Here is a 20,307-nt window from a genome sequence, read left to right on the forward strand (position 1 = left end):
GCCTTGACTGCCCCGAGAGCCGGGGTCTAACGTCCGGCTCGCGTTGAAACATTTCACATCCCCGGTACCCCACCGCGCGGTTCGCCATGCCGAGGAGCGCTCCCCATGTCCCCACCTGAGCCGGACGGCCCGCAGGCCGTCGTGCCGGTGCTCGCCCTGGAAGGGGTGAGCAAGTCCTTCGGCGCGGTCCGCGCCCTCCAGGACGTCGCCCTGCGGCTGCTGCCGGGCGAGGCGCACGCCCTCGCCGGCGAGAACGGCGCCGGAAAATCCACCCTGATCAAGGTCCTCGCCGGAGTCCACCGCCCGGACGCCGGGCGGGTGCTGCTGGACGGCGAGCCCGTCGTCTTCCACGGCCCCGGCGACGCCCGGGACGCCGGAGTGGCGGTGATCTACCAGGAGCCGACCCTCTTCGCCGACCTCTCGGTCGCGGAGAACATCTTCATGGGCCGCCAGCCCCGCCGCTCCTTCGGCCGGGTCGACCACGCGGCCGTACGGCGGGCCGCCGCCGGGCTGTTCGACCGGCTCGGCGTCGACCTGGCCCCGGACCGGCCCGCCCGCGGCCTCTCCATCGCCGACCAGCAGCTGGTCGAGATCGCCAAGGCGCTCTCCTTCGACGCCCGCGTCCTCATCATGGACGAGCCGACCGCCGCACTGACCGGCAGCGAGGTCGCCCGCCTCTTCGGTGTGGTGCGCACACTGCTGGAGCGAGGGGTGGCGGTGCTCTTCATCTCCCACCGGCTGGAGGAGATGTTCGAGCTGTGCGGCCGGGTGACCGTGCTGCGGGACGGCCGGTGGATCGCCGAGGAACCGCTGGCCGGGCTCTCCGAGGACGACCTGGTCCGCCGGATGGTCGGCCGGGACCTCGACGAGTTCTACCCCAAGCAGGACGCCGAGATCGGCGGGGCCGCCCTCACCGTCAGCCGGCTGACCAGGGAGGGGGCGTTCACCGACGTCTCCTTCGAGGTTCGCGAGGGCGAGATCGTCGGCCTGGCCGGACTCGTTGGGGCGGGCCGCAGCGAGGTCGCCAGAGCGATATTCGGGGTGGACCGCTGGGACGCCGGCGAGGTCCTGGTGGACGGCCGCCGGCTGACCGCGGGCGCGCCCAGCGTGGCGATGGCCGCCGGGGTCGCGCTGGTCCCCGAGGACCGCCGGGCGCAAGGGCTGGTGATGGAGATGTCCATCGCCCGCAACATCGGCCTGACCGGTCTGAAGGCCACCTCCACCGCCGGGCTGATGCGGCGCGGCGCCGAGCGCGACCGGGCCCGGGACTGGGCGGTGAGGCTCCAGGTCAAGTACGCCCGGCTGGCCGATGCCGTGGGCACCCTGTCCGGCGGCAACCAGCAGAAGGTGGTCCTCGCCAAGTGGCTGGCCACCGGCCCGCGGGTGCTGATCGTGGACGAGCCCACCCGCGGCATCGACGTCGGCACCAAGGCCGAGGTGCACCGGCTCCTCTCCAGCCTGGCGGCGGAGGGCGTGGCGGTGCTGATGATCTCCTCGGACCTGCCGGAGATCCTGGGGATGGCGGACCGGGTGCTGGTGATGCACGAGGGCCGGCTCACCGCCGACATCCCGCGGGCCGAGGCCACCGAGGAGTCGGTGATGTCCGCGGCCACCGGCCGGGACCGGCGGGAGGGGGACGCGGCATGACCTCGATGACCGAACCCGCCCAGCAGGGCCAGGGCCGCGACCGCGCCTCGACCGCGGCCGGCGGCGGCCGCACCGGGCTGCTGGACTGGGTGCTGAAGGTGCGCGAACTCGCCATCGCCGCAGTGCTGGTGCTGATGCTCGGCGCCACCCAGCTGGCCAACGGCGACTTCCTCTCCGTGCAGGGCGTCAAGGACCTGCTGCTCAACGCGGCCATCCTGGTGCTGGTGGCGACGGGGCAGGCGATGGTGGTGATCACGCGCAACGTCGACCTCTCGGTCGGCTCGGTGCTGGGCATCACCGCCTTCGCGGCCGGCGACTTCCTCCAGGGCGGCGGCGACCCGGTGCTCGGGGTGGTGATCGCGGTCGCCGTCGGGGCCGGCTTCGGGGCGGTCAACGGTCTGCTGGTGAGCATCGGCCGGGTGCCCGCGCTGGTGGTCACCCTCGGCACCCTCTACATCATCCGCGGGCTGGACTCGATCTGGGTCGGCTCCCGGGAGATCACTGCCAATCAACTTCCCTCCGGCTTCTCCGAGTTCGGCCACTCGGGGCTCTCCGCGATCCCCTATCTGGGCGTGCTGGCCGCGGTGGTCCTCGCCGCCGTCGCCTATTACCTCCGCAGCTACCGCAGCGGGCGGGAGCTGTACGCGATGGGGTCGAACCAGGAGGCCGCGCTGCTGGTCGGGGTGCCGGTCCGGAAGCGGCTGCTGGCCGCGTACGTGGCCTGCGGGGCGCTGGCCGGGCTGGCCGGGGCGCTCTACCTGGCCCGCTTCGGGAACGTGGACTCGGGCACCGGCAGCGGCTACGAACTGACCGTGGTGAGCGCCGTCGTGGTCGGCGGTGTCGCCTTCACCGGCGGCTCCGGCAGCGTCTACGGCGCGGCGCTCGGCGCGGTGCTGCTCACCTCCATCAACAGCGTGCTGCCCGCCATCGGGGTCAGCTCGGTCTGGGTGCTCGCCATCGACGGCGTGATGCTGCTGCTGGCGATCGCCGTGGACCGGCTGGTGGCCCTGCGGGTGGCCAGGATCCTCCGCGAACGCGCGGCACAGACGAGGAGTGGCCGCTGATGACCACCGACGCCGCACACGCCACCCCCCTGGACGGCGGTGCCACCGGGCACCGGCTCGGCGGGCTGGTCCGCTGGGACACCGCGGTCGGGGCACTGCTGATCGTGCTGCTGCTCTTCTCCTTCGGCTTCGTCTCCGACTTCGGCAACGCCCTCAACCTGTCCTTCCTGATCGGCAACACGCTGCCGATCGCGCTGATCGCGCTGCCGATGACGATGCTGGTGGCGGCCGGTGAGATCGACCTGTCGGTGGGCTCCACCGCCGGGCTCTCCGGGGCGCTGATGGGCGCGCTGTGGAACCACGGGATGGCGATCGAGACGATCATCCCGCTCTGCCTGTTGCTGGGCCTGGCCTGCGGACTGGTCAACGGCCTGCTGGTGACCCGGCTCGGACTGCCCTCGCTGGCCGTCACCATCGGCACCATGGCGGCCTACCGGGGCATCGCGCAGATCGTCCTCGGCTCGAACTCGGTGACCGACTTCCCGCAGCAGTACCTGGACTTCGGCTCCGGCCGGATCGCCGGCACCTTCATCCCGTACGCGGCCGTCCCCTGGGCGGTGCTGGCGGTGGTCGCCGCCGTGGTGCTGCACGCCACCGGCATCGGCCGCTCGCTCTTCGCGATCGGCGCCTCCGAGGAGGCGGCGTACTTCGTCGGGATCCGGGTGAAGCGGCTGCGGCTGTGGATGTTCGCCGCCACCGGTCTCGTCTCCGCGCTGACCGGCGTCTTCTGGGCGCTGCACTACGCCAGCGCGCGCTACGACAACGCCACCGGGCTGGAGCTGTCGGTGATCGCCGCGGTGCTCCTCGGCGGCGTGGACTTCGACGGGGGCAGGGGCACCCTCGGCGGGGCGATCGCCGGCGTCTTCCTCCTCGGTGCGCTGCAGAACACGATGAGCCTGGTCAACCTCTCGGCGCAGTCCCAGATCCTGGTCACCGGGGTGCTGCTGGTGATCTCCGTGCTCGCGCCGCGGGTGGGCCGCCAGATCGCGGCGGCCCGCGCGCGCCGGGCAGCGGCGCCGGGCTCCTCCACCAGCGCCGCCACCAGCGCCGCCCCTTCGGCCTCGAACGAACCCTCCGTCTAGGACAAGGAAGTCCGCCATGACCGCAGTCGCCAGACCCGCCACGCCCTCCGTCCGCCGTGCGGCGGCCGCGCTCGCCCTCTCCGCCGCCGTCGTCCTGACCGCCGCGGCCTGCGGCGGCACCACCAAGCAGTCCACCGACAAGGCCGCAGGGAAGGCCGCCGCCGGGGGCTCGGCGAACCCGGCCGCGCCCACCAAGAAGGGCCTGACCGTCGCCTACCTGCCCAAGCAGGTCAACAACCCGTACTTCACCATCGCCGACCAGGGCGGCAAGAAGGCGCTGGACGACCTCGGCGAGAAGTACAAGGAGGTCGGCACCAGCAGCGGCACCGACACCGCCGGCCAGGTCTCCTACGTCAACACCCTGACCCAGCAGCAGGTCAGCGCGATCGCGGTGTCCGCGCAGGACCCGGGGGCGCTGTGCACCGCGCTGAAGCAGGCGATGAGCAACGGCATCAAGGTGGTCACCTACGACTCCGACACCGACGCCGCCTGCCGGCAGATCTTCGTCTCCCAGGCGAGCGCCGAGGCGCTGGGCCGTACCGAGGTGCAGCTGATCGCCAAGCAGATCCACTACTCCGGCCAAATCGCGATCCTGTCCGCCGCGCAGACCGCGACCAACCAGAACACCTGGATCGGCTATATGAAGGACGAGTTGAAGAAGCCGGCCTACAGGAACATGAAGCTGGTCACCACCGCCTACGGCAACGACGACCCGCAGCTCTCCTTCCAGCAGACCCAGGGCCTGCTGCAGCAGTACCCCGACCTGAAGGGGATCATCGCCCCGACCACGGTCGGCATCAAGGCCGCGGCGCAGTACCTCTCCGGCTCCAAGTACAAGGGCAAGGTGATGCTCACCGGCCTCGGCACGCCCAACGACATGCGGGCGTACGTGAAGAACGGGACGGTCGCCGCCTTCGAGCTGTGGGACCCGGCCAAGCTCGGCGAGCTGGCCGGCTACGCCGCCACCGCGCTGGCCTCCGGGCAGGTCAGTGGGGCCCAGGGGCAGACCTTCAAGGCCGGTGAGCTGGGCTCCTTCACCATCGGCGCCGGCAGTGTGGTGACCCTCGGCCAGCCCACCGTCTTCGACGCCGCCGACATCGACCAGTACCACTTCTGAGCCGGCAGCCGGCTGGTGCGAAGCGCGCGTGCGGTGGGTATCAAGGACGTCGCCCGGCGGGCCGGGGTCTCGGTCGGCACCGTCTCGAACGTGATCAACAGACCGCAGCGGGTCTCCGCGGAGACCCGGCGGCGGGTCGAGGCAGTGATCGCCGAACTCGGCTACGTCCGCAGTGAGTCGGCCCGGCAGCTGCGGGCCGGGCGCAGCCGGGTGATGGCGCTGCTGGTGCTGGACATGGGCAACCCGTTCTTCGCCGACATCGCCCACGGTGCGGAACGGGCCGGCCGCGAGGCCGGACTCGTGGTGATGGTCTGCAACAGCGGCCAGAACCGTGAGCGCGAGCGGGAGTACCTGCGGTACTGCGCCCAGCAGCAGGTGCTCGGCGTGCTGCTCAGCCCGGTGGACGGTGGCGGCAACGGCGGTGGTGGCGGTGGTGGTGGCGGTCGCGGCGGCGGTCGCGGTGCCGGTGGTGCGGGCGGTGGGGTCGGTGGTACCGACGTCGGCGTGCTGCGCGGCAGCGGGATCCCGGTGGTGTGGGTGGACCGGGGGCCGGGACGGACGAGGGCTGCTCGGTCTCGGTCGACGACGTCCTCGGCGGCCGGCTGGCGGCCCGCCACCTCCTCGACACCGGGCACACCCGGATCGGCTTCGTCGGCGGGCCGCTGACCCTGCATCAGGTCCGCAACCGGCTGGACGGGGCCCGGCAGGCGCTGGCCGGGGCCGGGCTGCCGGCGGAGGCGCTGATCGGCCTGCCCACCGAGCGGCTGGACGTGGCCGCCGGCCGGGACGCCGGGGAGCGCTTCCTCGGGCTCGGCCCCGACCGGCGGCCCACCGCGGTGTTCTGCGCCAACGACCTGCTGGCGCTGGGCCTGCTGCAGACGATGTTCGCGGCGGGGGTGCGGGTGCCGGAGGAGCTGGCCATCGTCGGCTACGACGACATCGAGTTCGCGGCCGCGGCCGCGGTCCCGCTCACCTCGGTCCGCCAGCCGGCCCGCCGGATCGGCCGGACCTCCGCGGAACTCCTCATCGAGGAGTCCCTGGCCGCACCCGGCGAGCACACCCACCGACGGGTGGTCTACGACCCCGAACTGGTCGTCCGCGCCTCGACGCTGACCCGCGGCGCTTCGGGGCTCCGCTAGCGCGAGGAGGCTCGGCGCGGGAAGGCTCCGCCGCGCGGGCGGGAGCGGGCGCACTCCGCCGCGCGGGCGGGAGCGGGCGGGCTCAGCCGCCCGACGCGGCCCGCGGATGCGGGGCCACCGTCGCGCCCGGGGCCTGGTCCTGCTCCGGGCGCGGCAGGCCGAGGATGTCGTAGACGGCCGAGCCGTCCACCGTCTCGTCCTCCAGCAGGAGTTCGACCAGCCGGTCGAGGGAGCCGCGATGGGTGGCGAGGAGGTCGACGGCCTGCTGCTCGGCCTCCCGCAGCAGCCGGGAGACCTCGCCGTCGATCAGGGCCTGGGTGCTCTCCGCGTACGGCCGCCCCGCGCCGCCGGGGAGGCCGCCGGAGCCGGGGAGGAAGGCCGGGCCCGGATGCGGGTAGCCGACCGGTCCGAGCGCGGGGGAGAGGCCGAACTCGCGGATCATCCGGCCGGCCAGCTCGGTGGCCCGGGCGAGGTCGTTGGCGGCCCCGGTGGAGCCCTGCCCGAGCGCCGTCAACTCGGCCGCCCGGCCCGCCAGCTGGACCGACAGCGTCTGCCGGAGGTAGTCCTCCCCGTGGAGGTGCCGCTCGACCAGCGGGAGCTGCTCGGTGGCGCCGAGCGCCTGCCCGGCGGGCAGGATGGTGACCTTCGCCACCGGGTCCGCCTGCGGCTGCAGCGCGGCCACCAGCGCGTGTCCGGCCTCGTGCACCGCCACCGCCCGCTTCTCGGCCGGCAGCAGCACGTTGGAGCCCTCCCGGCGGCCGAGCAGGATGCGGTCCCTGGCCTGGTCGAAGTCGGTCGCGGTGAGGGTGTCGCGGTCCGCGCGGGCGGCGGTGATGGCCGCCTCGTTGGCGAGGTTGGCCAGGTCGGCGCCGGAGAACCCGGGCGTCGCCCGGGCCACCCGCTCCAGGTCCACGTCCAGATCGAGGCGCTTGCCCAGGCAGTGCCGGGTGAGGATGGCCCGGCGCTCGGCCAGCGTCGGCAGCGGGATGACGATCTGCCGGTCGAACCGGCCCGGCCGCAGCAGCGCCGGATCCAGCACCTCGGGCCGGTTGGTGGCGGCCAGCACCACGATGCCGGTGGTCGGCTCGAACCCGTCCATCTCGGAGAGGAGTTGGTTGAGGGTCTGCTCGCGCTCGTCGTTGCCCCCGATCGCCCCCGGCGCGGCCCGCCGCCCGCCCAGCGCGTCCACCTCGTCGACGAAGACGATCGCCGGGGCGCGCTTGCGGGCCTCCGCGAACAGGTCGCGGACCCGGGCCGCCCCGACGCCGACGAACATCTCCACGAACCCGGAGCCGACCACCGAGAGGAACGGCACCTCGGCCTCCCCGGCGACCGCCCGGGCCAGCAGGGTCTTGCCGGTGCCGGGCGGGCCGACCATCAGCACCCCGCGCGGCGCCGTCGCCCCGGCCCGCCGGTAGCGGTCGGGATGCCGCAGGAAGTCCACCACCTCGGCGATCTCCTCCTTCGCCCCCTCGTACCCGGCCACGTCCTCGAAGGTGGTCTGCGGCCGCTCGGTGTCGAAGACCCGGGCCCGCGCCTTGCTCACCCCCAGCGCCCCCTGCATCTGACCGGAGGCCCCGCGGGAGAGCCGCCGCCAGAACCAGATGATCAGCAGGAACGGCCCCAGGATCAGCACCCAGTCCAGGATCTGCACGCCGACCGAGGGGGAGGAGGAGGGCGCGGTCGCCGTCACCGCGACATGCTTCGCGGCCAGCCGGTCCAGCAGCGCCGGGCCGGCGAGCTGGACCGGGATGACGGTGGTGTAGTCGCTGCCGTCGGTGAACCGCCCGCTACTGCGGCCGTTGCTCCCCTCGATGCTGACCGTGCTGATCCGCCCGGCGTCGACGTCCGAGAGGAACTGGGAGTACGTGAGGTCGGTGGGCGCCGCGCCGCCGCCGCGAGTCTGCGGCAGCGCGAACCACAGCCCCAGCGCGAGGAGGATCGCCATCGGCCACAGCCAGTGCCGCCAGGCCGGCGGCGGCGGGGGCGCGGTCGGCGCGGGGCGGTCATGCGGTGGGGGAGGGGTGGCCTGCTTGGTCATTCCGGCCACCGCCCCCTCGGGCAGCTGCTCTGACGAACCGTCACCCGCCCCACGCTAGGCGGCAGGAGAGGGGTGGCCGTAGGGCCGATGGGCTCCAAATGCCCGTGGGCCCGGGGAGGTCTCAGTCGAGGCAGAACTCGTTGCCCTCGACGTCCTGCATGACGATGCAGGAGTCGATGCCGTCGTAGAGGAGCTCCACGCGTACCGCGCCGAGCGGGAGCAGCCGGGCGCACTCCGCCTCCAGCGCGGCCAGCCGCTCCTCGCCCACCAGCCCGGTGCCGACCCGCACGTCCAGGTGCACCCGGTTCTTGACGACCTTGCCCTCGGGAACGCGCTGGAAGTAGAGCCGCGGACCGACCCCCGAGGGGTCGGTGCAGGCGAACCAGGAGCCGCGCTCCTCGGGCGGCTGGGCGCGCTGGTAGTCGTCCCAGGTGGCGAACCCCTCGGGTGGCTGCGGTAGGACGTATCCCAGCACCTCGCACCAGAACCGCGCGACCCGCTCCGGCTCCGCGCAGTCGAAGGTGACCTGGACCTGCCTGATCGATGTCGACACGCGCGCACCATAACAGCGCGACCGGGCCCCGGGGGGGCCGGTGGAATCCGGAGGATGCTGCGTGCCCTGTCGAGGGCGCCCTCGCGCGCCCGTTCGGGGGCATTCCGGGGGCGGCGGGGTTCGGCCGGGTCGCGCTGCGGGAAGCGAGTGATCATGAAATCTCGGGATCGTTCCGGACGGGCCCGGCGGGCGCGGCTGCGAATCGCCGCCGTGGCGCTCGCGGGGCTCCTCGCCCCCTCGCCCCCCTCGTGGCGCCGGCCGGCCAGGCCGTCGCGGCCTCCGCCGGGCCGGTCGGCCTTCACACGCGGCATGCGTATCTGCTGGACGCCGGTCCCGCCGGGACCGCGCGGCGACGGCTGTGGGGCATCGGCGCCGCCACCCCGCTGCCGATGGCCAGCACCACCAAGATCATGACGGCGGTGGTCGTGCTGGAGACCCCGAGGCTGGACCTGAACCGCCGGTTGACGGTGCGTCAGGCCTACCTGGCATACGCCTCGCGGGTCGGCGCGAGCACCGCCGGGCTGCGGGCGGGAGACAGGTTGACGGTGCGTCAGCTTCTCTACGGGCTGTTGCTGCCCTCCGGAAGCGACGCTGCGTACGCGCTCGCCGACGGCCTCGGCAAAGGGTCCGACCGCGCGGCCCGGGTGGGCTCCTTCATCGGCCGGATGAACGCCGAGGCGCGCCGGCTCGGCATGACCGGCACCCACTACGACTCCTTCGACGGAATCTCCCGGGGCGGCAACCGCAGCACCGCCGCCGACCTCGCCCGGCTCGGCGAAACCGCCCTCCGGCTCCCGGAGTTCGCCAGGATCGTGGCCACCCGGCGCAGCACCCAGCGCGGCGCCTATGGCCACCGCTACACCTGGACCAACACCGACCGGCTGCTGACCGCCTTCCCCGGCGCCCTCGGCGTCAAGACCGGCAACGGCCCCGCCGACGGGTACTGCCTGGTCTTCGCCGCCCGGAGGCACGGCCGCACCCTGGTCGGGGCACTGCTCGCGGACGACTCCCGGCACTGGTTCCGGGACGCGGCCGCGATCCTCGCCTGGGGCTTCCGGCAGCCACGCTGAGGCCGTAGGCCCACCGGCCCACCCGCCCACCGGCCCATCGGCCCACCGGGCCCCGGTCCGCCGTGCCGCAGGCGGGGGACCGGGGACGCGGGGAACCGCACGGCCTGCCGTTCACGGCGCCGCACTCGGCGACGCCCGCTCCGCCTCAGGGCCGATGCGGCCGCCACCCCGGCTCCTGGTGCGGCACGGTCTGCGCGGACCCCGGCAGCTTCGGCGCCGGCAGCGTCGCCACCTCCTGCTTGGCCTCGGCGAGCTGCGCGGCGGTGTCGTCCGGCAGCTTCGGCGCGGAGCGGCGGCCGGGGCCCCACTGGAAGGCCGAGGTGAGGTCGCCGAAGGTGCGCCGCCGCCACTCGCTGATGTTGGGCTCCTCGACCCCGGTGAAGCGCTCCAGGAACTGCAGTGTCGAGGTGTGGTCGAAGCGCTCGGAGGCGACCCAGCCGCCCACCGTCCAGGGCGAGATGATGATGCACGGCACCCGGAACCCGGCGCCGATCGGCTGCCCGCCGATGAACTCGTCCGGCGTCCCCGGCTTCGGGGTGGGCGGCGGGACGTGGTCGAAGAGGCCGTCGTTCTCGTCGTAGTTGAGGATGAAGACGGTCTTCCGCCAGACGTCCGGGTTGTCCGCGATGGCCTCGATCTTCGAGGCGACGTAGTCGGCGCCGGCCGCCGGCAGGTAGTCCGGGTGCTCGGACCAGCTGATGTCCGGGCAGAGCCAGGAGACGGCCGGCAGCCGGTCGTTGCGGGCGTCGTCCTCGAAGGCGCCGACGGGGGTGAGCGCCTGGCCGCGGTCGTACAGCGGTTCGCCGGGCTTGGCGTCCCGGTACTGGGCGAAGGTGTCGTTCTGGCTGAGGCTGTAGCTGTCCTGGTAGATCTTCCAGTCCACGCCGGCCGCCTGCAGCCGCTCGGGATAGGTGGTCCAGCTGAAGGGCTTGCCGGTGGGCCAGGAGTTGTCGATCGCCGGGCCGCCGTGCAGCCCGTGCGGATCGATCGAGGCGCTGAGCCAGTAGAGCCGGTTGGGCCAGGTCGGGCCCATCACCGAGCAGTGGTAGTGGTCGCACACCGTGAAGGCGTCCGCCAGCGCGAACTGGAACGGGATGTCCTTGCGGGTGTAGTAGCCCATCGTGTAGGGGCCGTTGGCGCCGTCCGCAGAGCGGTGCGCGGGCATCCACTGGTTCATCTTCCCGTTGTTCCAGGCCTGGTGCTGGACGCTCCAGGCGTGGCTGGTGGACGGGATCGCCTGGGCACTGGTGGTGTGGGTGTCGAGGTGGAACGGCAGGGTGTAGCCGTCCGGGTTCTGGCTGTCGGGCTGGTGGAAGACCGAGCGGCCGGTGGAGAGCCGCAGCGCCGCCGGGTCGTCGAAGCCCCGAACGCCGGACAGCGTGCCGAAGTAGTGGTCGAAGGAGCGGTTCTCCATCATCAGCAGCACGACGTGCTCGACATCGCGCAGCGAGCCGCGGGCGGGCACTCCGGCCGCCACCGCCTTGCGCACGCTGGCCGGCAGTGCGTTGAGCCCGGCCGCGGCGCCGGCGGCACCCGCCGCGCCGAGCAGCCGCCGCCGGGTGAGGCCTCGGGACTGGGACATCGGGGAGTCCTTTCCTCCGGTAGCCGTGGACCGTGACCGGTCCCGCACATGACAGTGACGCAGCGGAGGGGAAAGGTACTGGAGAGCCCCGGTGAACAGTCAGTCAACCCCTGCTATCGGTAGATGACTTGAGGGACCCAGGCCGGGTAGGGCACGGCCCGGGCCTCACGCCGAGTCCGGTTCGGAGTCCGGATCCGCGTCCGGCCTTGGGCCCGCGCCCGCGCCCGGGTCCGCGGCCAGCACGATGTCGAAGCGCACGCTGGACCAGCCGCGGCCGGCGGGCAGCTCGCGCCCGTCCGGGGTCGGCGAGCCGGGGGCGTGCGCGGTGAACCGCTTGACCAGGGACTCCTTGACGCCGAACACCGCGTCCCGGTCCAGCAGTTCGTCGCCCTCGACGAAGATGTGGGTGACCAGCGTGCGCAGACCGCGGGCGGTCACCTTGAAGTGGAGATGGGAGGCGCGCAGCGGGGAGCGCCCGACGGCGGCGAGGAGCTCGCCGACCGGCCCGTCGTAGGGGATCGGGTACGGGGTGGGGGTCAGCCCCCAGAACCGGTAGCGGCCCTGGTCGTCGGTGAAGAGGTGGCCACGGGCGGCGAGCCGGCCGTCCTCCCGCTGGACGTCGTAGAGGCCCTCCTCGTCCGCCTCCCAGATCTCCAGGCGGGCCCCCGGCACCGGCTTCCCCTCGGTGTCGGTGACCGTTCCCTCCACCCAGCAGGGCTCGCCCGGCGCCCCGGCCGAGAGGTCGCCGCCGAGCGGGATCGCGGGGGAGCCCGCCACGAAGAACGGGCCGACCACGGTGGCCTCGGTGGCCGCCGAGCCCGCGTCGTGGTTGACGTTGATGGTCTGCATCGAGGCGCCGAGCACGTCGGAGAGGAGGACGAACTCCTGGCGGCTCTCGGTGGTGACGTCTCCGGCGGCGGTGAGGAAGTCGACGGCCCGCTGCCATTCGCCCTCGGTCAGCCGCACCTCGCGGATGAAGGAGTGGAGGTGCCGGACGAGGGACCGCAGGACGGTGCGGGTCCGGTCGTCCGGGGCGTTCCGGAAGGAGGCCAGGACGGCGTTCAGCAGGTCGTCCTCGACCTGGCGCTGGCGGTCCGGGACGTCGGCGGTGGGGGCGGGCTCGGGGGTGGTCATGAGCGCCTAACGTAGTGGAGCCCCGGAGGTCCCGGAAGCCGACGGTGGGCGCCGCGCCGGGAGGTGACGTCCCGTCAGGACGCTCCAGGATCCTCCCGCGGCCGGTGGACTGACTCCGGAGCGCCGCGGTGGGAGGCTGGGAGACGTCCCGCGTCCGCGCCGCCGGAGGCGGAGGCGCAGGAGGAGGCGGCGGCCGGAAGGAACCACGGCCCCGGCGTGCGGCGTGCGCCGTCCGGATGCTCTTCAGCCGCCCCTTCCGCGTGGGAGCGGCGGTGGGCGCCCCCTCGCGGGCACACTCGACTGCCCCGGCGGCGGGAGGTGAGGGCTCCATGAGCACAGCGAAGGACGACGGCCACCAAGGCGGCGGCGCCGCCCGGTTGACCGATCTGCCGCCGGGGCGCCGCGCCCTGGCGGTGGCCGCGACCGCGGCCGAGACGGCGGCGGCGATCGCGGTACTCCTCTTCGGCTACGCCGTGGTGCCGCTGCACACCGGGGCGGGGGAGAGCGGGTGGGTCTGGCTGCGGCTGGCGGGTTGCCTTGCGCTCCTGGTGGGGGTGCTGGCCTGGCAGGTCCGCGGGGTGCTGCGGTCCCGGCTGCCGATGCTCCGCGCCTGCCGCGCGCTGGCCTGCGCGGTCTCGCTCTTCCTGGTGCTCTTCGCCACCGGCTACGCGGCTCTGGAGGGGAACAGCGCGGGTTCGTTCAACCACCCGCTCACCCGGATCGACGCCATGTACTTCACCGTCACCGTCTTCGGCACGGTGGGCTTCGGGGACTTGGCGCCGGTCAGCGCGACCGCGCGGGTGATCGTGGCGGTCCAGATCCTCTGCGATCTGGCGCTGATCGGCGTCGCCGTCAAACTGCTGCTCGGCGCGGCCAGGGTGAGCCTGCGCAGAACGAGCGGGTGAGCCCCGCCCGGAAGGCCCCGGGCGGGGCTGCGCCGGGCGCTGCTCCGCGCCCGGCGGCCGGGCTCAGCCCGGGATCAGCCCGTCGTCGCTGACCAGGTCCCGCACCTCGGAGAGCGGTGAGGCGGGGGAGGGCAGGATGAGCTTGGAGCGCACCACCGGCTCCGCCGGCACCGGCCTCCCCAACCGCTGCACCGCCTCCACCAGCGCCGACAGCGCGGCGGCGCAGCCGGCCTCGTCGCCCTGGCCGATCGCCTTGGCCAACTGGTCGTCGTGGGCGTTGAGTTGACCGAGCTGGTCGTCCTGAAGGTCGTACTGGCCGTCGCCCAGAATCCGAATGATCACTCCGCCGGCTCCTCCGTTTTCCCTGCCGTGGCACACTTCCGCCCTCGCCGCCGGGGCGGGGCGAGAGGACAGTCTGCCAGCCGGCCCGGCTCCCCGGAGGAGCCCCCCGGGTACTCGGCGGTTCGCGCCGCCGGTGGGTCGCGGTCAGCCCATCGTCTTCTGGCCGTCCAGGGACTCCCGGATGATGTCCGCGTGGCCGGAGTGCTGGGCGGTCTCCGCGATGATGTGGAGGACGACCCGGCGGGCCGACCACTCGGAGGCGTCCTGGAACCAGGGGGCCTCGGGCAGCGGCTGGGCGTCGTCCAGGCTGGGCAGGGTGGCGACCAGCTCGTCGGTCTGCCGGGCGACCTGCTCGTACCCGGCGAGGACGCCGGACAGCGTCTCGTCCGGAAGCAGCTTGAAGTCGTCGGCCCAGGCCTCCCAGTCGGCCTCGGTCATGGCGTTGAAGTCGGGCATCGCGGCCGGGCCCTTGACGATGAACTCGGCCCAGTTCCGCTCGACGGCGCTGACGTGCTTGACCAGGCCGCCGAGGGTGAGCTCGCTGTCGGTGGTCCGCTGCCGGGCCTGATCGTCCGTCAGCTCGCGGACGGCGAACCGCAGGAAGTTCCGCTGCCTGGCCAGGATCGCCAGCAGGTCGGCGCGCTCACCGGAGGCTGCGGGGTGCTGCTCGGTCGCGGTCATGGTCGTCCTCCACGGGGTCTCTGCACTCGGGGTGCTGGGGTCTTCCGTTCCCTGCTGCTGATACCAAGGTAGAAGGGATTGCGGCCACTTTCCGACCGCAATACCGGGCAGCACGGAAGAATGGGAGACATGGCCAACACCAGCACCCGGACCCTGCGACTGCTGTCCCTGCTGCAGACCCATCGGTACTGGCCGGGAGCCGAGCTCGCCGAGCGGCTCGGGGTGTCCCCGCGCACCCTGCGCCGGGACGTGGAGCGGCTGCGCGAACTCGGCTATCCGGTCGAGGCGCAGCGCGGCGTCGACGGCGGCTACCAGCTGGCGGCGGGTGCCGCGCTGCCGCCGCTGGTGATCGACGACGAGGAGGCGGTCGCCCTCGCGGTGAGCCTCCAGGGCGCCGCCGAGGGGGCGGTGGACGGGGTGGCCGAGGCGTCCCTGCGCGCCCTGGCCAAGGTGGTGCAGGTGATGCCGGCCCGGCTGCGGCGCCGGGTGGAGGCGCTGCGCTCGATGACCGTGCCCGGTGAGTGGGGCGCGCCGGTGCGCCATGACGTCGACCCCGGCGTCCTCACCGCGCTCGCCCTGGCCTGCCGGGACGACGAGCGGCTGCGCTTCTCGTACACCGCGGCCGACGGCCGGGGCGGTGAGCGCGAGGTCGAGCCGCACCGGCTGGTCCGCCTCGGCCGCCGCTGGTACCTGGTGGCCTACGACCTCGGCCGGCAGGACTGGCGGACCTTCCGCGTCGACCGGGTCGCAGAGCAGCGCGGCACCGGCGTGCGGTTCCGGCAGCGCGCCCTCCCCGCCGAGGACGCGGCCGCCTTCGTCCGCGGCCGGATCGAGGGCCTGCCGGGGCAGTACCGGGTGGAGGTGCTGGTCGAGGCGCCGGCGGCGCGGGTGGGCGAGCGGGTCGGGCGGTGGGGCACCGTCGAGGAGTCGGACGGCCCCGACGCCGGCCGGCGCTGCCGGCTGCGGATGACCGCCGACTCGCTGGACTGGCCCGCGATGCTGCTGGGCTCGATCGGCGCCGAGTTCACCGTCCTCCAGCCCCCCGAACTGCTCGAACTGGTACGGGAATGGGGTGAACGTTTCGGCCGGGCGAACGTACCCGGGCGTTGATTGCCCGCCGAAACCACTAGCAGAGAGTGACGCGGATCGTCCCCGGATCGCGGAAACGGCACTCGACGGGTTGTCGCCCGTTAGGGTTACGGCCCTCCCCCGAAGTTGTGGTGCGGGGGTGAACGAGTGGTGGGGGTAAGGGCAGTGCAAGAGGTGAAGGCCTGTCTCGCAGATGCCATGGGCATAGTCGGCGCACTGGGCGTGCTGCTGGTCGACTGGACGAGCGGGCTGGCCCTGGAGTCGGTCGGGGACGTGATGGAGGCCTCCGGCGAGTCGTCGGCCGCCTACGCCTCCGATCTGGCGCGGACGGTGCTGCTGCGGCGGCCGCGCGGCGACCGGGTCTCGGACGCCGCGCGGACCGAGGACGTGATAGTCAGCAGTGCCGGCGTCTACCACCTGATCAGGTTCGTCAAGGCACCGTTCACCGGGGGACTGCTGCTCTACCTGGTACTCGATCGGGAGGCGGCCAATCTGGCGCTGGCCCGGCACCGCCTCGCGGCGATCTCGGATCGGCTGGTGGACACGCCATGACCGAACCGCGGACGGGGACCACGGCACTGCTGCCGCGCCGCCCCGGGCTCCCCGAGGGGGACTCGCCGGCCGGCGACCTCGCGGCGCAGCTCGGCGAGCTCGGCGCGCGCCGGGCCACCGGGGCACTGGAGGGCGACGCCGGCACTCTCTACCTGATCGACGGCGCGATCACCGGGGCACAGAGCCGGCTCGCGGTCGACAGCGCGCCGGCCGGCGGGGGCTCCGCCGCGGAACTGCGGAGGCTGACCGCCTTCCTGGACGCGGCGTTCTTCGCCTGCTCCGGCGCCACCGGGGCACTGCGGTTCCTGGACGGCGTCCCGTCGCCCGTCCCGCCCGCGGTGTCCCTCCCGGCCCGGGTGTTCCACCGCACCATCGCCCGGCGGCGGGTGCTGCTCCAGCAGATCTGGCCGTGGCCCGCGCTCGACCTGTCGGCGGTCCGGCCGCGGCCGGAGGCCTGCGCCGAGGGGCTGGGGCGGTGCCCCGACTCCTGGCGGGCGGTCGTCCAGGCCGCGGACGGCCACCGGACACCGCCGGAGATAGCCCGGCTGCTCGCCCGGTCGGCGTTCAGCACCGTGCTGGACGTCCGGCGGATGGCCGCGGCCGGACTGGTCGAGACGCCCGGGATCGGAGCCGGAAACGCGCCCGGGACCGAGGCCGGGGCAGTGCCCGGCATGGCGTCCGGCACGGCGTCCGGTGCGGCCTCCGGCTCCGCGCCGGGAGGCACGGCGTCCGGCGCGCCGGTCCGCGCGGACCCGACCGCGCACATGCCCGCCGAGGCGAGAGCGGCGGGCGCGAGGCGGCCCTCGCCGCCCGGGCCGGTGGGCTCCGGCGCGTTCGCCGACCCCACCGCCGCGCTGCTGCTGCGGCTGCGGGTGGCCCTGGAAGAGCGACTGTGAAGGCGGCGCTGGTATGCGAGAAGGGCAGGCTGACCCCATGATCCGGCGACGCCGTCCCAAGGAGGGCGGGGCGGGCGCGGGCCGCACCAGGCAGAAGGCCGCCCCGCAGGCCTCGGGCCAGGGGGTGCTGGAGGCGCTCCCCAATCTGCAGAGCGAGCTGAAGTCGGTGCGGACGGCGATCCCGGAGATGACCGGCGGTCTGGTCGCGACCACCGGAGGAGTGGTGCTCGCCCACGACACGGACGGTCTGGAACCGGCCGGGGTGGCCGAACTCACCGCGGCCGCGCTGAACATCAGCGCACGGCTCGCCGAGGCCACCGGCCAGGGCACCTTCCTGGAGCTGATCACCCGGGGCGAACGCGGCTACATCGCCACCTACGCGGCGGGCGCGCTCGTCGTGCTGACCCTGTTCGCGGGGCCGGACGCCAACCTCGGGCTACTGAACTTCGAGGCACGCCGAGTGGGCACGCGCATCGCGGCCCAGACAGAGGCGCTGCTTCGACAGTCCGCAATGGACGATTCGAAGAGAGGACAGTGACAACCACATGGCCAGCATCGAAACCGCACTCAAGGACGCGATGACCGCGATCGACGGCGCCCTCGGCGTCGCCCTCGTGGACTACAACAGCGGAATGGCCCTCGGAACCCTCGGGGGTGGGCCGGAGCTCGACCTGAGCGTCGCGGCCGCGGGCAATACCGACGTCGTGCGCGCCAAGATGCGCACGATCGAGATGCTCAAGCTCACCGAGAACATCGAGGACATGCTGATCACCCTCAGCACCCAGTACCACCTGATCCGCCCGCTCACCAGCCGCTCCGGCAAGGGGATGTTCCTCTACCTGGCGCTGGACAAGGGCCGGGCGAACCTGGCGATGGCCCGGCACCAGATCCGCACCATCGAGTCGGACCTGGAGGTCTGAACGGGTCGCGCACCCGCTCGGCCCCGGCGGGGCGGCCGCACTCCAGGAGTGCGGCCGCCCCGCCGTCCGCTCAGCCCGCGTACCGGGCGTGGGCGATGTGCCAGGCGTAGGAGTGGACGACGGCGCCGAGGCGGGCCGCGTAGCCGGCCAGCGGCCCGGCCGGGTCCGCGGTGAGCTCCCCGATCAGGGCACGGGCCTCGGCGGCCCGCTCCTCGCACATCCGGGAGGCCTCGGCGAAGGCCTCCGGCAGGGAGCAGCGGCGGGCGTTCCGCAGCACGGTCGGCAGGCTGAGCGGCTCGGCGGCCCGGCGCCGCTCGCGGCGGTAGGAGGCCAGGTCGTTGAGCCAGCCGGCGAGGTCGCAGACGGCCTCCCGCAGCCGCCGGGCCGGCTCCGACTCGAGGGCCCGCTCGCCGGCCGGGTCCGGCGCCAGCACCTCGGCCATGGTGGCGGCGGCCGGGGCCAGCACGGTGTACCGACGGAGCGTCAGGTACTCCGCGAGCGGCACGGATTCGGGATCGGACAGGACGTGCGCCTCCCACACCGTGGCGGTCAGGGTGTCCCGCAGGTCGCCGGCGAGCCGGTGGCGGAGGGCAGGACCGGCCCGCTCCCGCAGCCGGGCCAGGAGATCGGCGAGGGCCGCCCCGAAGGGATCGTCCGCCGGCCCGGCCGGGCCGCCGCCGAGTACCGGAAGCAGCCCGGCGATCCGCCGCACGTACGCCGCCGGGTCGGCCGCCGCGGCCGTCTCGGCGTGGGTGTCGTCCAGGGCGACGAACCAGACGAACAGCGCGGCGGCCAGTGCCAGTCCGTCCGGGTCGGCCTCCGGATAGGTGACGGCGACGCCCCGGCAGGTGATGTCCCGGAGCGCCTCGGCCGCGGCCGGCTCCAGCAGCGGGAAGCGGGCCAGCCACCGCCCGGTCTCGGCGGCGGCGTACCCGGCGTGCGGGCTCTTCGGAAAGGGCCCGGGGAAGGTGCGGCCGAGGTCGGGCAGGACCGGCTCGTCCGGCTCGTCCGGCTCGTCCGGCTCGGCTCGGCCGGCCGGCGCGGTCACGAGGCCTCCCGGACCGGCTGCGGCCCCTGCTCGGCGGCCGTCGGCGAACCGCCGTACGCCCGCCGGGCCCTGGCCTCCAGACGCATGGTGAGCGGCGCCGGGTGGACGGTGATCTCGGGGACCGCGCGGACCTCCGCCCCGGTGTCCCGCAGCCGCCAGCGGGCCGCGATCACGGCCACCAGCACCACCGCCTCGGCCAGGCTGAACTGGTCGCCGATGCACATCCGCTTGCCCGCGCCGAACGGGACGTAGGCCCCGCGCGGCGGCTGGGGGCGCTCCGGCAGCCAGCGGTCCGGGTCGAAGCGCAGCGGCTCCGGGTAGTACGCGGGATCGCGGTGGAGGGCGTACGGGCTCCACAGGATGTCGGCCCCGGCCGGGAGCTCCCAGTCGCCCAGCCGGACCGGGTGCCGGGTGCGCCGGGTGACGATCCAGCCCACATGGTGCAGCCGCAGGGTCTCGTCCACCAGCCGCCGGGTGAAGGCGAGTTCGGGCAGGCGGTCGGCGGTGATCGGTCCGCCGGCGAGCACCGTGTCGACCTCCTCGTGCAGCCGCCGCTCGTACTCGGGATGCCGGGCGAGCTCGTGGAAGAGCCAGCCCAGGGTGACGGCGGTGGTCTCGGTGCCGGCCGCGAGGAAGGCCGTCATCTCGGCCAGCACCTCCTCGTTGGGCAGCTGCCGGCCCTCCTCGTCGCGGGCCGCCAGGAGGAGGCTGACCAGGTCCTGGTAGCGGTCGGGGTGCGCCCGGTGGCGCTCGATGACCTGGCTGAAGTGGGTGTGGACGGTGTCGGTGACCCGGCGGATCCGCCGGTTGCGGGGGGTCGGCACCCACTTCGGGGGGGCGATGGGGGTGAAGACCCGGCGGATCGCGGCGCGGAAGATGCCGTCCACGCCGATCAGGATCTCCTCCGCCCGCTCACGCTCCGGGGAGTCGCTGTACAGGACGTCCATCACGACGTCCTGGGTCATCCGCTGGAGGCGGTGGAGGAGGTCGAAGGTCTCGCCGTCGCGCCAGTCGGCGGTCTCCTTCTCCGCGGTCCGCCGCATCCCCTCGACGTACCCGGCGACCTGGGCGCGGTGGAAGGCGGGCTGGAGGAGGCGGCGGCGGGTGAGGTGCTCCCTGCCGTCGGCGATGGGCAGGGTGTTCTCCCCGAAGAGGCGGAGTTTGTCGCCCAGGCGGCCCTTGTCGAAGGCGTCCGCCTGGGAGGTGAGCATGGCGTGGAGCAGCTCCGGGCCGTTGACCACATAGGCCGGGATGGGACCGAACCGCACCTGGACCAGCGGCCCGTCCCGGCGCACCCGCTGGAAGAAGCCCAGCCGGTCGCGGAGGAAGGGCAGGACGTGGCCGAGGACGGGTCCGGCGCCGGAGGCGTGCGGGACGGCGCGGGCGGTGGGGGAGGCGGAGGGCGTGCCGGGGGTCGGGGCGGAGGGCATGGCGGGCGACCTTTC

Annotated in this window: 19 protein-coding genes and 1 pseudogene; 12 read left to right on the top strand and 8 right to left on the bottom strand. The window is 73.9% G+C overall.

The window, feature by feature from the left end; translation table 11 throughout:
* Positions 1-105 precede the first annotated feature (105 nt).
* The 5 genes and pseudogenes from BS73_RS32735 (at position 106) to BS73_RS40175 (ending at position 6,049) form a co-directional block, all read left to right on the top strand.
* On the top strand, positions 106-1,647 hold the full coding sequence (locus tag BS73_RS32735) for a sugar ABC transporter ATP-binding protein (protein WP_037577994.1): 1,542 nt from the start codon (positions 106-108) through the stop codon (positions 1,645-1,647).
* 5 nt (positions 1,648-1,652) lie between these two features.
* Positions 1,653-2,711: an ABC transporter permease gene (locus tag BS73_RS32740; RefSeq protein ID WP_037582271.1), complete on the top strand. Its 1,059-nt coding sequence runs from the start codon at positions 1,653-1,655 to the stop codon at positions 2,709-2,711.
* Positions 2,711-3,793 carry an ABC transporter permease gene (locus BS73_RS32745; protein ID WP_051941256.1) on the top strand — a complete coding sequence of 361 codons (1,083 nt, stop codon included), beginning with the start codon at positions 2,711-2,713 and terminating at the stop codon, positions 3,791-3,793. The genes BS73_RS32740 and BS73_RS32745 overlap by 1 nt, the downstream gene beginning before the upstream one ends.
* A gap of 16 nt (positions 3,794-3,809) precedes the next feature.
* The gene (gene rhaS, locus BS73_RS32750) at positions 3,810-4,910 is read left to right on the top strand and encodes a rhamnose ABC transporter substrate-binding protein (RefSeq protein ID WP_037577995.1); all 1,101 of its coding nucleotides are present in this window, start codon (positions 3,810-3,812) and stop codon (positions 4,908-4,910) included.
* 12 nt (positions 4,911-4,922) lie between these two features.
* Positions 4,923-6,049 (top strand): annotated as a pseudogene (locus tag BS73_RS40175) (LacI family DNA-binding transcriptional regulator).
* Between the two features lie 82 nt (positions 6,050-6,131).
* On the opposite strand, the gene ftsH reads toward BS73_RS40175, so the two are convergent.
* Both ftsH and BS73_RS32765 read right to left on the bottom strand, forming a co-directional pair.
* Positions 6,132-8,090, bottom strand: a complete 1,959-nt coding sequence (gene ftsH, locus BS73_RS32760; RefSeq protein ID WP_051941257.1) for an ATP-dependent zinc metalloprotease FtsH — start codon at positions 8,088-8,090, stop codon at positions 6,132-6,134.
* 121 nt (positions 8,091-8,211) lie between these two features.
* Positions 8,212-8,643: a VOC family protein gene (locus tag BS73_RS32765; protein ID WP_037577996.1), complete on the bottom strand. Its 432-nt coding sequence runs from the start codon at positions 8,641-8,643 to the stop codon at positions 8,212-8,214.
* A gap of 248 nt (positions 8,644-8,891) precedes the next feature.
* Between BS73_RS32765 and BS73_RS32770 the strand changes: the two genes are divergently transcribed.
* On the top strand, positions 8,892-9,713 hold the full coding sequence (locus BS73_RS32770; protein WP_051941258.1) for a D-alanyl-D-alanine carboxypeptidase family protein: 822 nt from the start codon (positions 8,892-8,894) through the stop codon (positions 9,711-9,713).
* A gap of 145 nt (positions 9,714-9,858) precedes the next feature.
* Here BS73_RS32770 and BS73_RS32775 read toward each other — a convergent pair whose 3' ends face one another.
* Positions 9,859-11,295, bottom strand: coding sequence for an alkaline phosphatase family protein (locus BS73_RS32775; RefSeq protein WP_037577997.1), 1,437 nt, complete (start codon positions 11,293-11,295; stop codon positions 9,859-9,861).
* A gap of 165 nt (positions 11,296-11,460) precedes the next feature.
* Complete coding sequence (locus tag BS73_RS32780; protein ID WP_051941259.1) at positions 11,461-12,429, bottom strand: dioxygenase family protein; 969 nt, start codon at positions 12,427-12,429, stop codon at positions 11,461-11,463.
* Positions 12,430-12,758: 329 nt separating this feature from the next.
* On the opposite strand from BS73_RS32780, the gene BS73_RS40555 reads away from it, so the two are divergent.
* On the top strand, positions 12,759-13,334 hold the full coding sequence (locus tag BS73_RS40555) for a potassium channel family protein (protein WP_051941260.1): 576 nt from the start codon (positions 12,759-12,761) through the stop codon (positions 13,332-13,334).
* Between the two features lie 63 nt (positions 13,335-13,397).
* Here the strand turns inward: BS73_RS40555 and pspAA are convergent, their stop codons facing one another.
* Positions 13,398-13,676, bottom strand: a complete 279-nt coding sequence (gene pspAA / locus BS73_RS32790) for a PspA-associated protein PspAA (protein ID WP_037577998.1) — start codon at positions 13,674-13,676, stop codon at positions 13,398-13,400.
* A 144-nt stretch (positions 13,677-13,820) separates the two neighbouring features.
* Positions 13,821-14,357, bottom strand: coding sequence for a DinB family protein (locus tag BS73_RS32795; protein WP_037577999.1), 537 nt, complete (start codon positions 14,355-14,357; stop codon positions 13,821-13,823).
* Between the two features lie 129 nt (positions 14,358-14,486).
* On the opposite strand from BS73_RS32795, the gene BS73_RS32800 reads away from it, so the two are divergent.
* From BS73_RS32800 to BS73_RS32820, 5 genes are all read left to right on the top strand, one after another.
* On the top strand, positions 14,487-15,467 hold the full coding sequence (locus BS73_RS32800; protein WP_037578000.1) for a helix-turn-helix transcriptional regulator: 981 nt from the start codon (positions 14,487-14,489) through the stop codon (positions 15,465-15,467).
* A 177-nt stretch (positions 15,468-15,644) separates the two neighbouring features.
* Positions 15,645-15,998: a hypothetical protein gene (locus tag BS73_RS32805; RefSeq protein ID WP_037578001.1), complete on the top strand. Its 354-nt coding sequence runs from the start codon at positions 15,645-15,647 to the stop codon at positions 15,996-15,998.
* Complete coding sequence (locus tag BS73_RS32810; RefSeq protein ID WP_051941261.1) at positions 15,995-16,894, top strand: hypothetical protein; 900 nt, start codon at positions 15,995-15,997, stop codon at positions 16,892-16,894. Before BS73_RS32805 ends, BS73_RS32810 begins: the two co-directional genes overlap by 4 nt.
* A 37-nt stretch (positions 16,895-16,931) precedes the next feature.
* Positions 16,932-17,432, top strand: a complete 501-nt coding sequence (locus BS73_RS32815; protein WP_084704532.1) for a roadblock/LC7 domain-containing protein — start codon at positions 16,932-16,934, stop codon at positions 17,430-17,432.
* Positions 17,433-17,439: 7 nt separating this feature from the next.
* Complete coding sequence (locus BS73_RS32820) at positions 17,440-17,814, top strand: hypothetical protein (RefSeq protein ID WP_037578002.1); 375 nt, start codon at positions 17,440-17,442, stop codon at positions 17,812-17,814.
* A 70-nt stretch (positions 17,815-17,884) separates the two neighbouring features.
* Here the strand turns inward: BS73_RS32820 and BS73_RS32825 are convergent, their stop codons facing one another.
* Complete coding sequence (locus BS73_RS32825) at positions 17,885-18,862, bottom strand: terpene synthase family protein (RefSeq protein ID WP_037578003.1); 978 nt, start codon at positions 18,860-18,862, stop codon at positions 17,885-17,887.
* On the bottom strand, positions 18,859-20,292 hold the full coding sequence (locus BS73_RS32830; RefSeq protein ID WP_051941262.1) for a cytochrome P450: 1,434 nt from the start codon (positions 20,290-20,292) through the stop codon (positions 18,859-18,861). The genes BS73_RS32825 and BS73_RS32830 overlap by 4 nt, the downstream gene beginning before the upstream one ends.
* Positions 20,293-20,307: the final 15 nt, after the last annotated feature.

It is taken from the genome of Phaeacidiphilus oryzae TH49, from assembly GCF_000744815.1.
In the GTDB taxonomy this organism is placed as follows: domain Bacteria; phylum Actinomycetota; class Actinomycetes; order Streptomycetales; family Streptomycetaceae; genus Phaeacidiphilus; species Phaeacidiphilus oryzae.

Bases quoted from the DNA above. Each gene is read 5' to 3' on its own strand.
- BS73_RS32775 (WP_037577997.1), bottom strand. From the start codon at position 11,295: ATGTCCCAGTCCCGAGGCCTCACCCGGCGGCGGCTGCTCGGCGCGGCG.
- BS73_RS32745 (WP_051941256.1), top strand. From the start codon at position 2,711: ATGACCACCGACGCCGCACACGCCACCCCCCTGGACGGCGGTGCCACC.
- BS73_RS40555 (WP_051941260.1), top strand. From the start codon at position 12,759: ATGAGCACAGCGAAGGACGACGGCCACCAAGGCGGCGGCGCCGCCCGG.
- BS73_RS32810 (WP_051941261.1), top strand. From the start codon at position 15,995: ATGACCGAACCGCGGACGGGGACCACGGCACTGCTGCCGCGCCGCCCC.
- BS73_RS32800 (WP_037578000.1), top strand. From the start codon at position 14,487: ATGGCCAACACCAGCACCCGGACCCTGCGACTGCTGTCCCTGCTGCAG.
- BS73_RS32795 (WP_037577999.1), bottom strand. From the start codon at position 14,357: ATGACCGCGACCGAGCAGCACCCCGCAGCCTCCGGTGAGCGCGCCGAC.
- BS73_RS32815 (WP_084704532.1), top strand. From the start codon at position 16,932: ATGATCCGGCGACGCCGTCCCAAGGAGGGCGGGGCGGGCGCGGGCCGC.
- BS73_RS32805 (WP_037578001.1), top strand. From the start codon at position 15,645: ATGGGCATAGTCGGCGCACTGGGCGTGCTGCTGGTCGACTGGACGAGC.
- BS73_RS32830 (WP_051941262.1), bottom strand. From the start codon at position 20,292: ATGCCCTCCGCCCCGACCCCCGGCACGCCCTCCGCCTCCCCCACCGCC.
- BS73_RS32740 (WP_037582271.1), top strand. From the start codon at position 1,653: ATGACCGAACCCGCCCAGCAGGGCCAGGGCCGCGACCGCGCCTCGACC.
- BS73_RS32735 (WP_037577994.1), top strand. From the start codon at position 106: ATGTCCCCACCTGAGCCGGACGGCCCGCAGGCCGTCGTGCCGGTGCTC.
- ftsH (WP_051941257.1), bottom strand. From the start codon at position 8,090: ATGACCAAGCAGGCCACCCCTCCCCCACCGCATGACCGCCCCGCGCCG.
- rhaS (WP_037577995.1), top strand. From the start codon at position 3,810: ATGACCGCAGTCGCCAGACCCGCCACGCCCTCCGTCCGCCGTGCGGCG.
- BS73_RS32820 (WP_037578002.1), top strand. From the start codon at position 17,440: ATGGCCAGCATCGAAACCGCACTCAAGGACGCGATGACCGCGATCGAC.
- BS73_RS32780 (WP_051941259.1), bottom strand. From the start codon at position 12,429: ATGACCACCCCCGAGCCCGCCCCCACCGCCGACGTCCCGGACCGCCAG.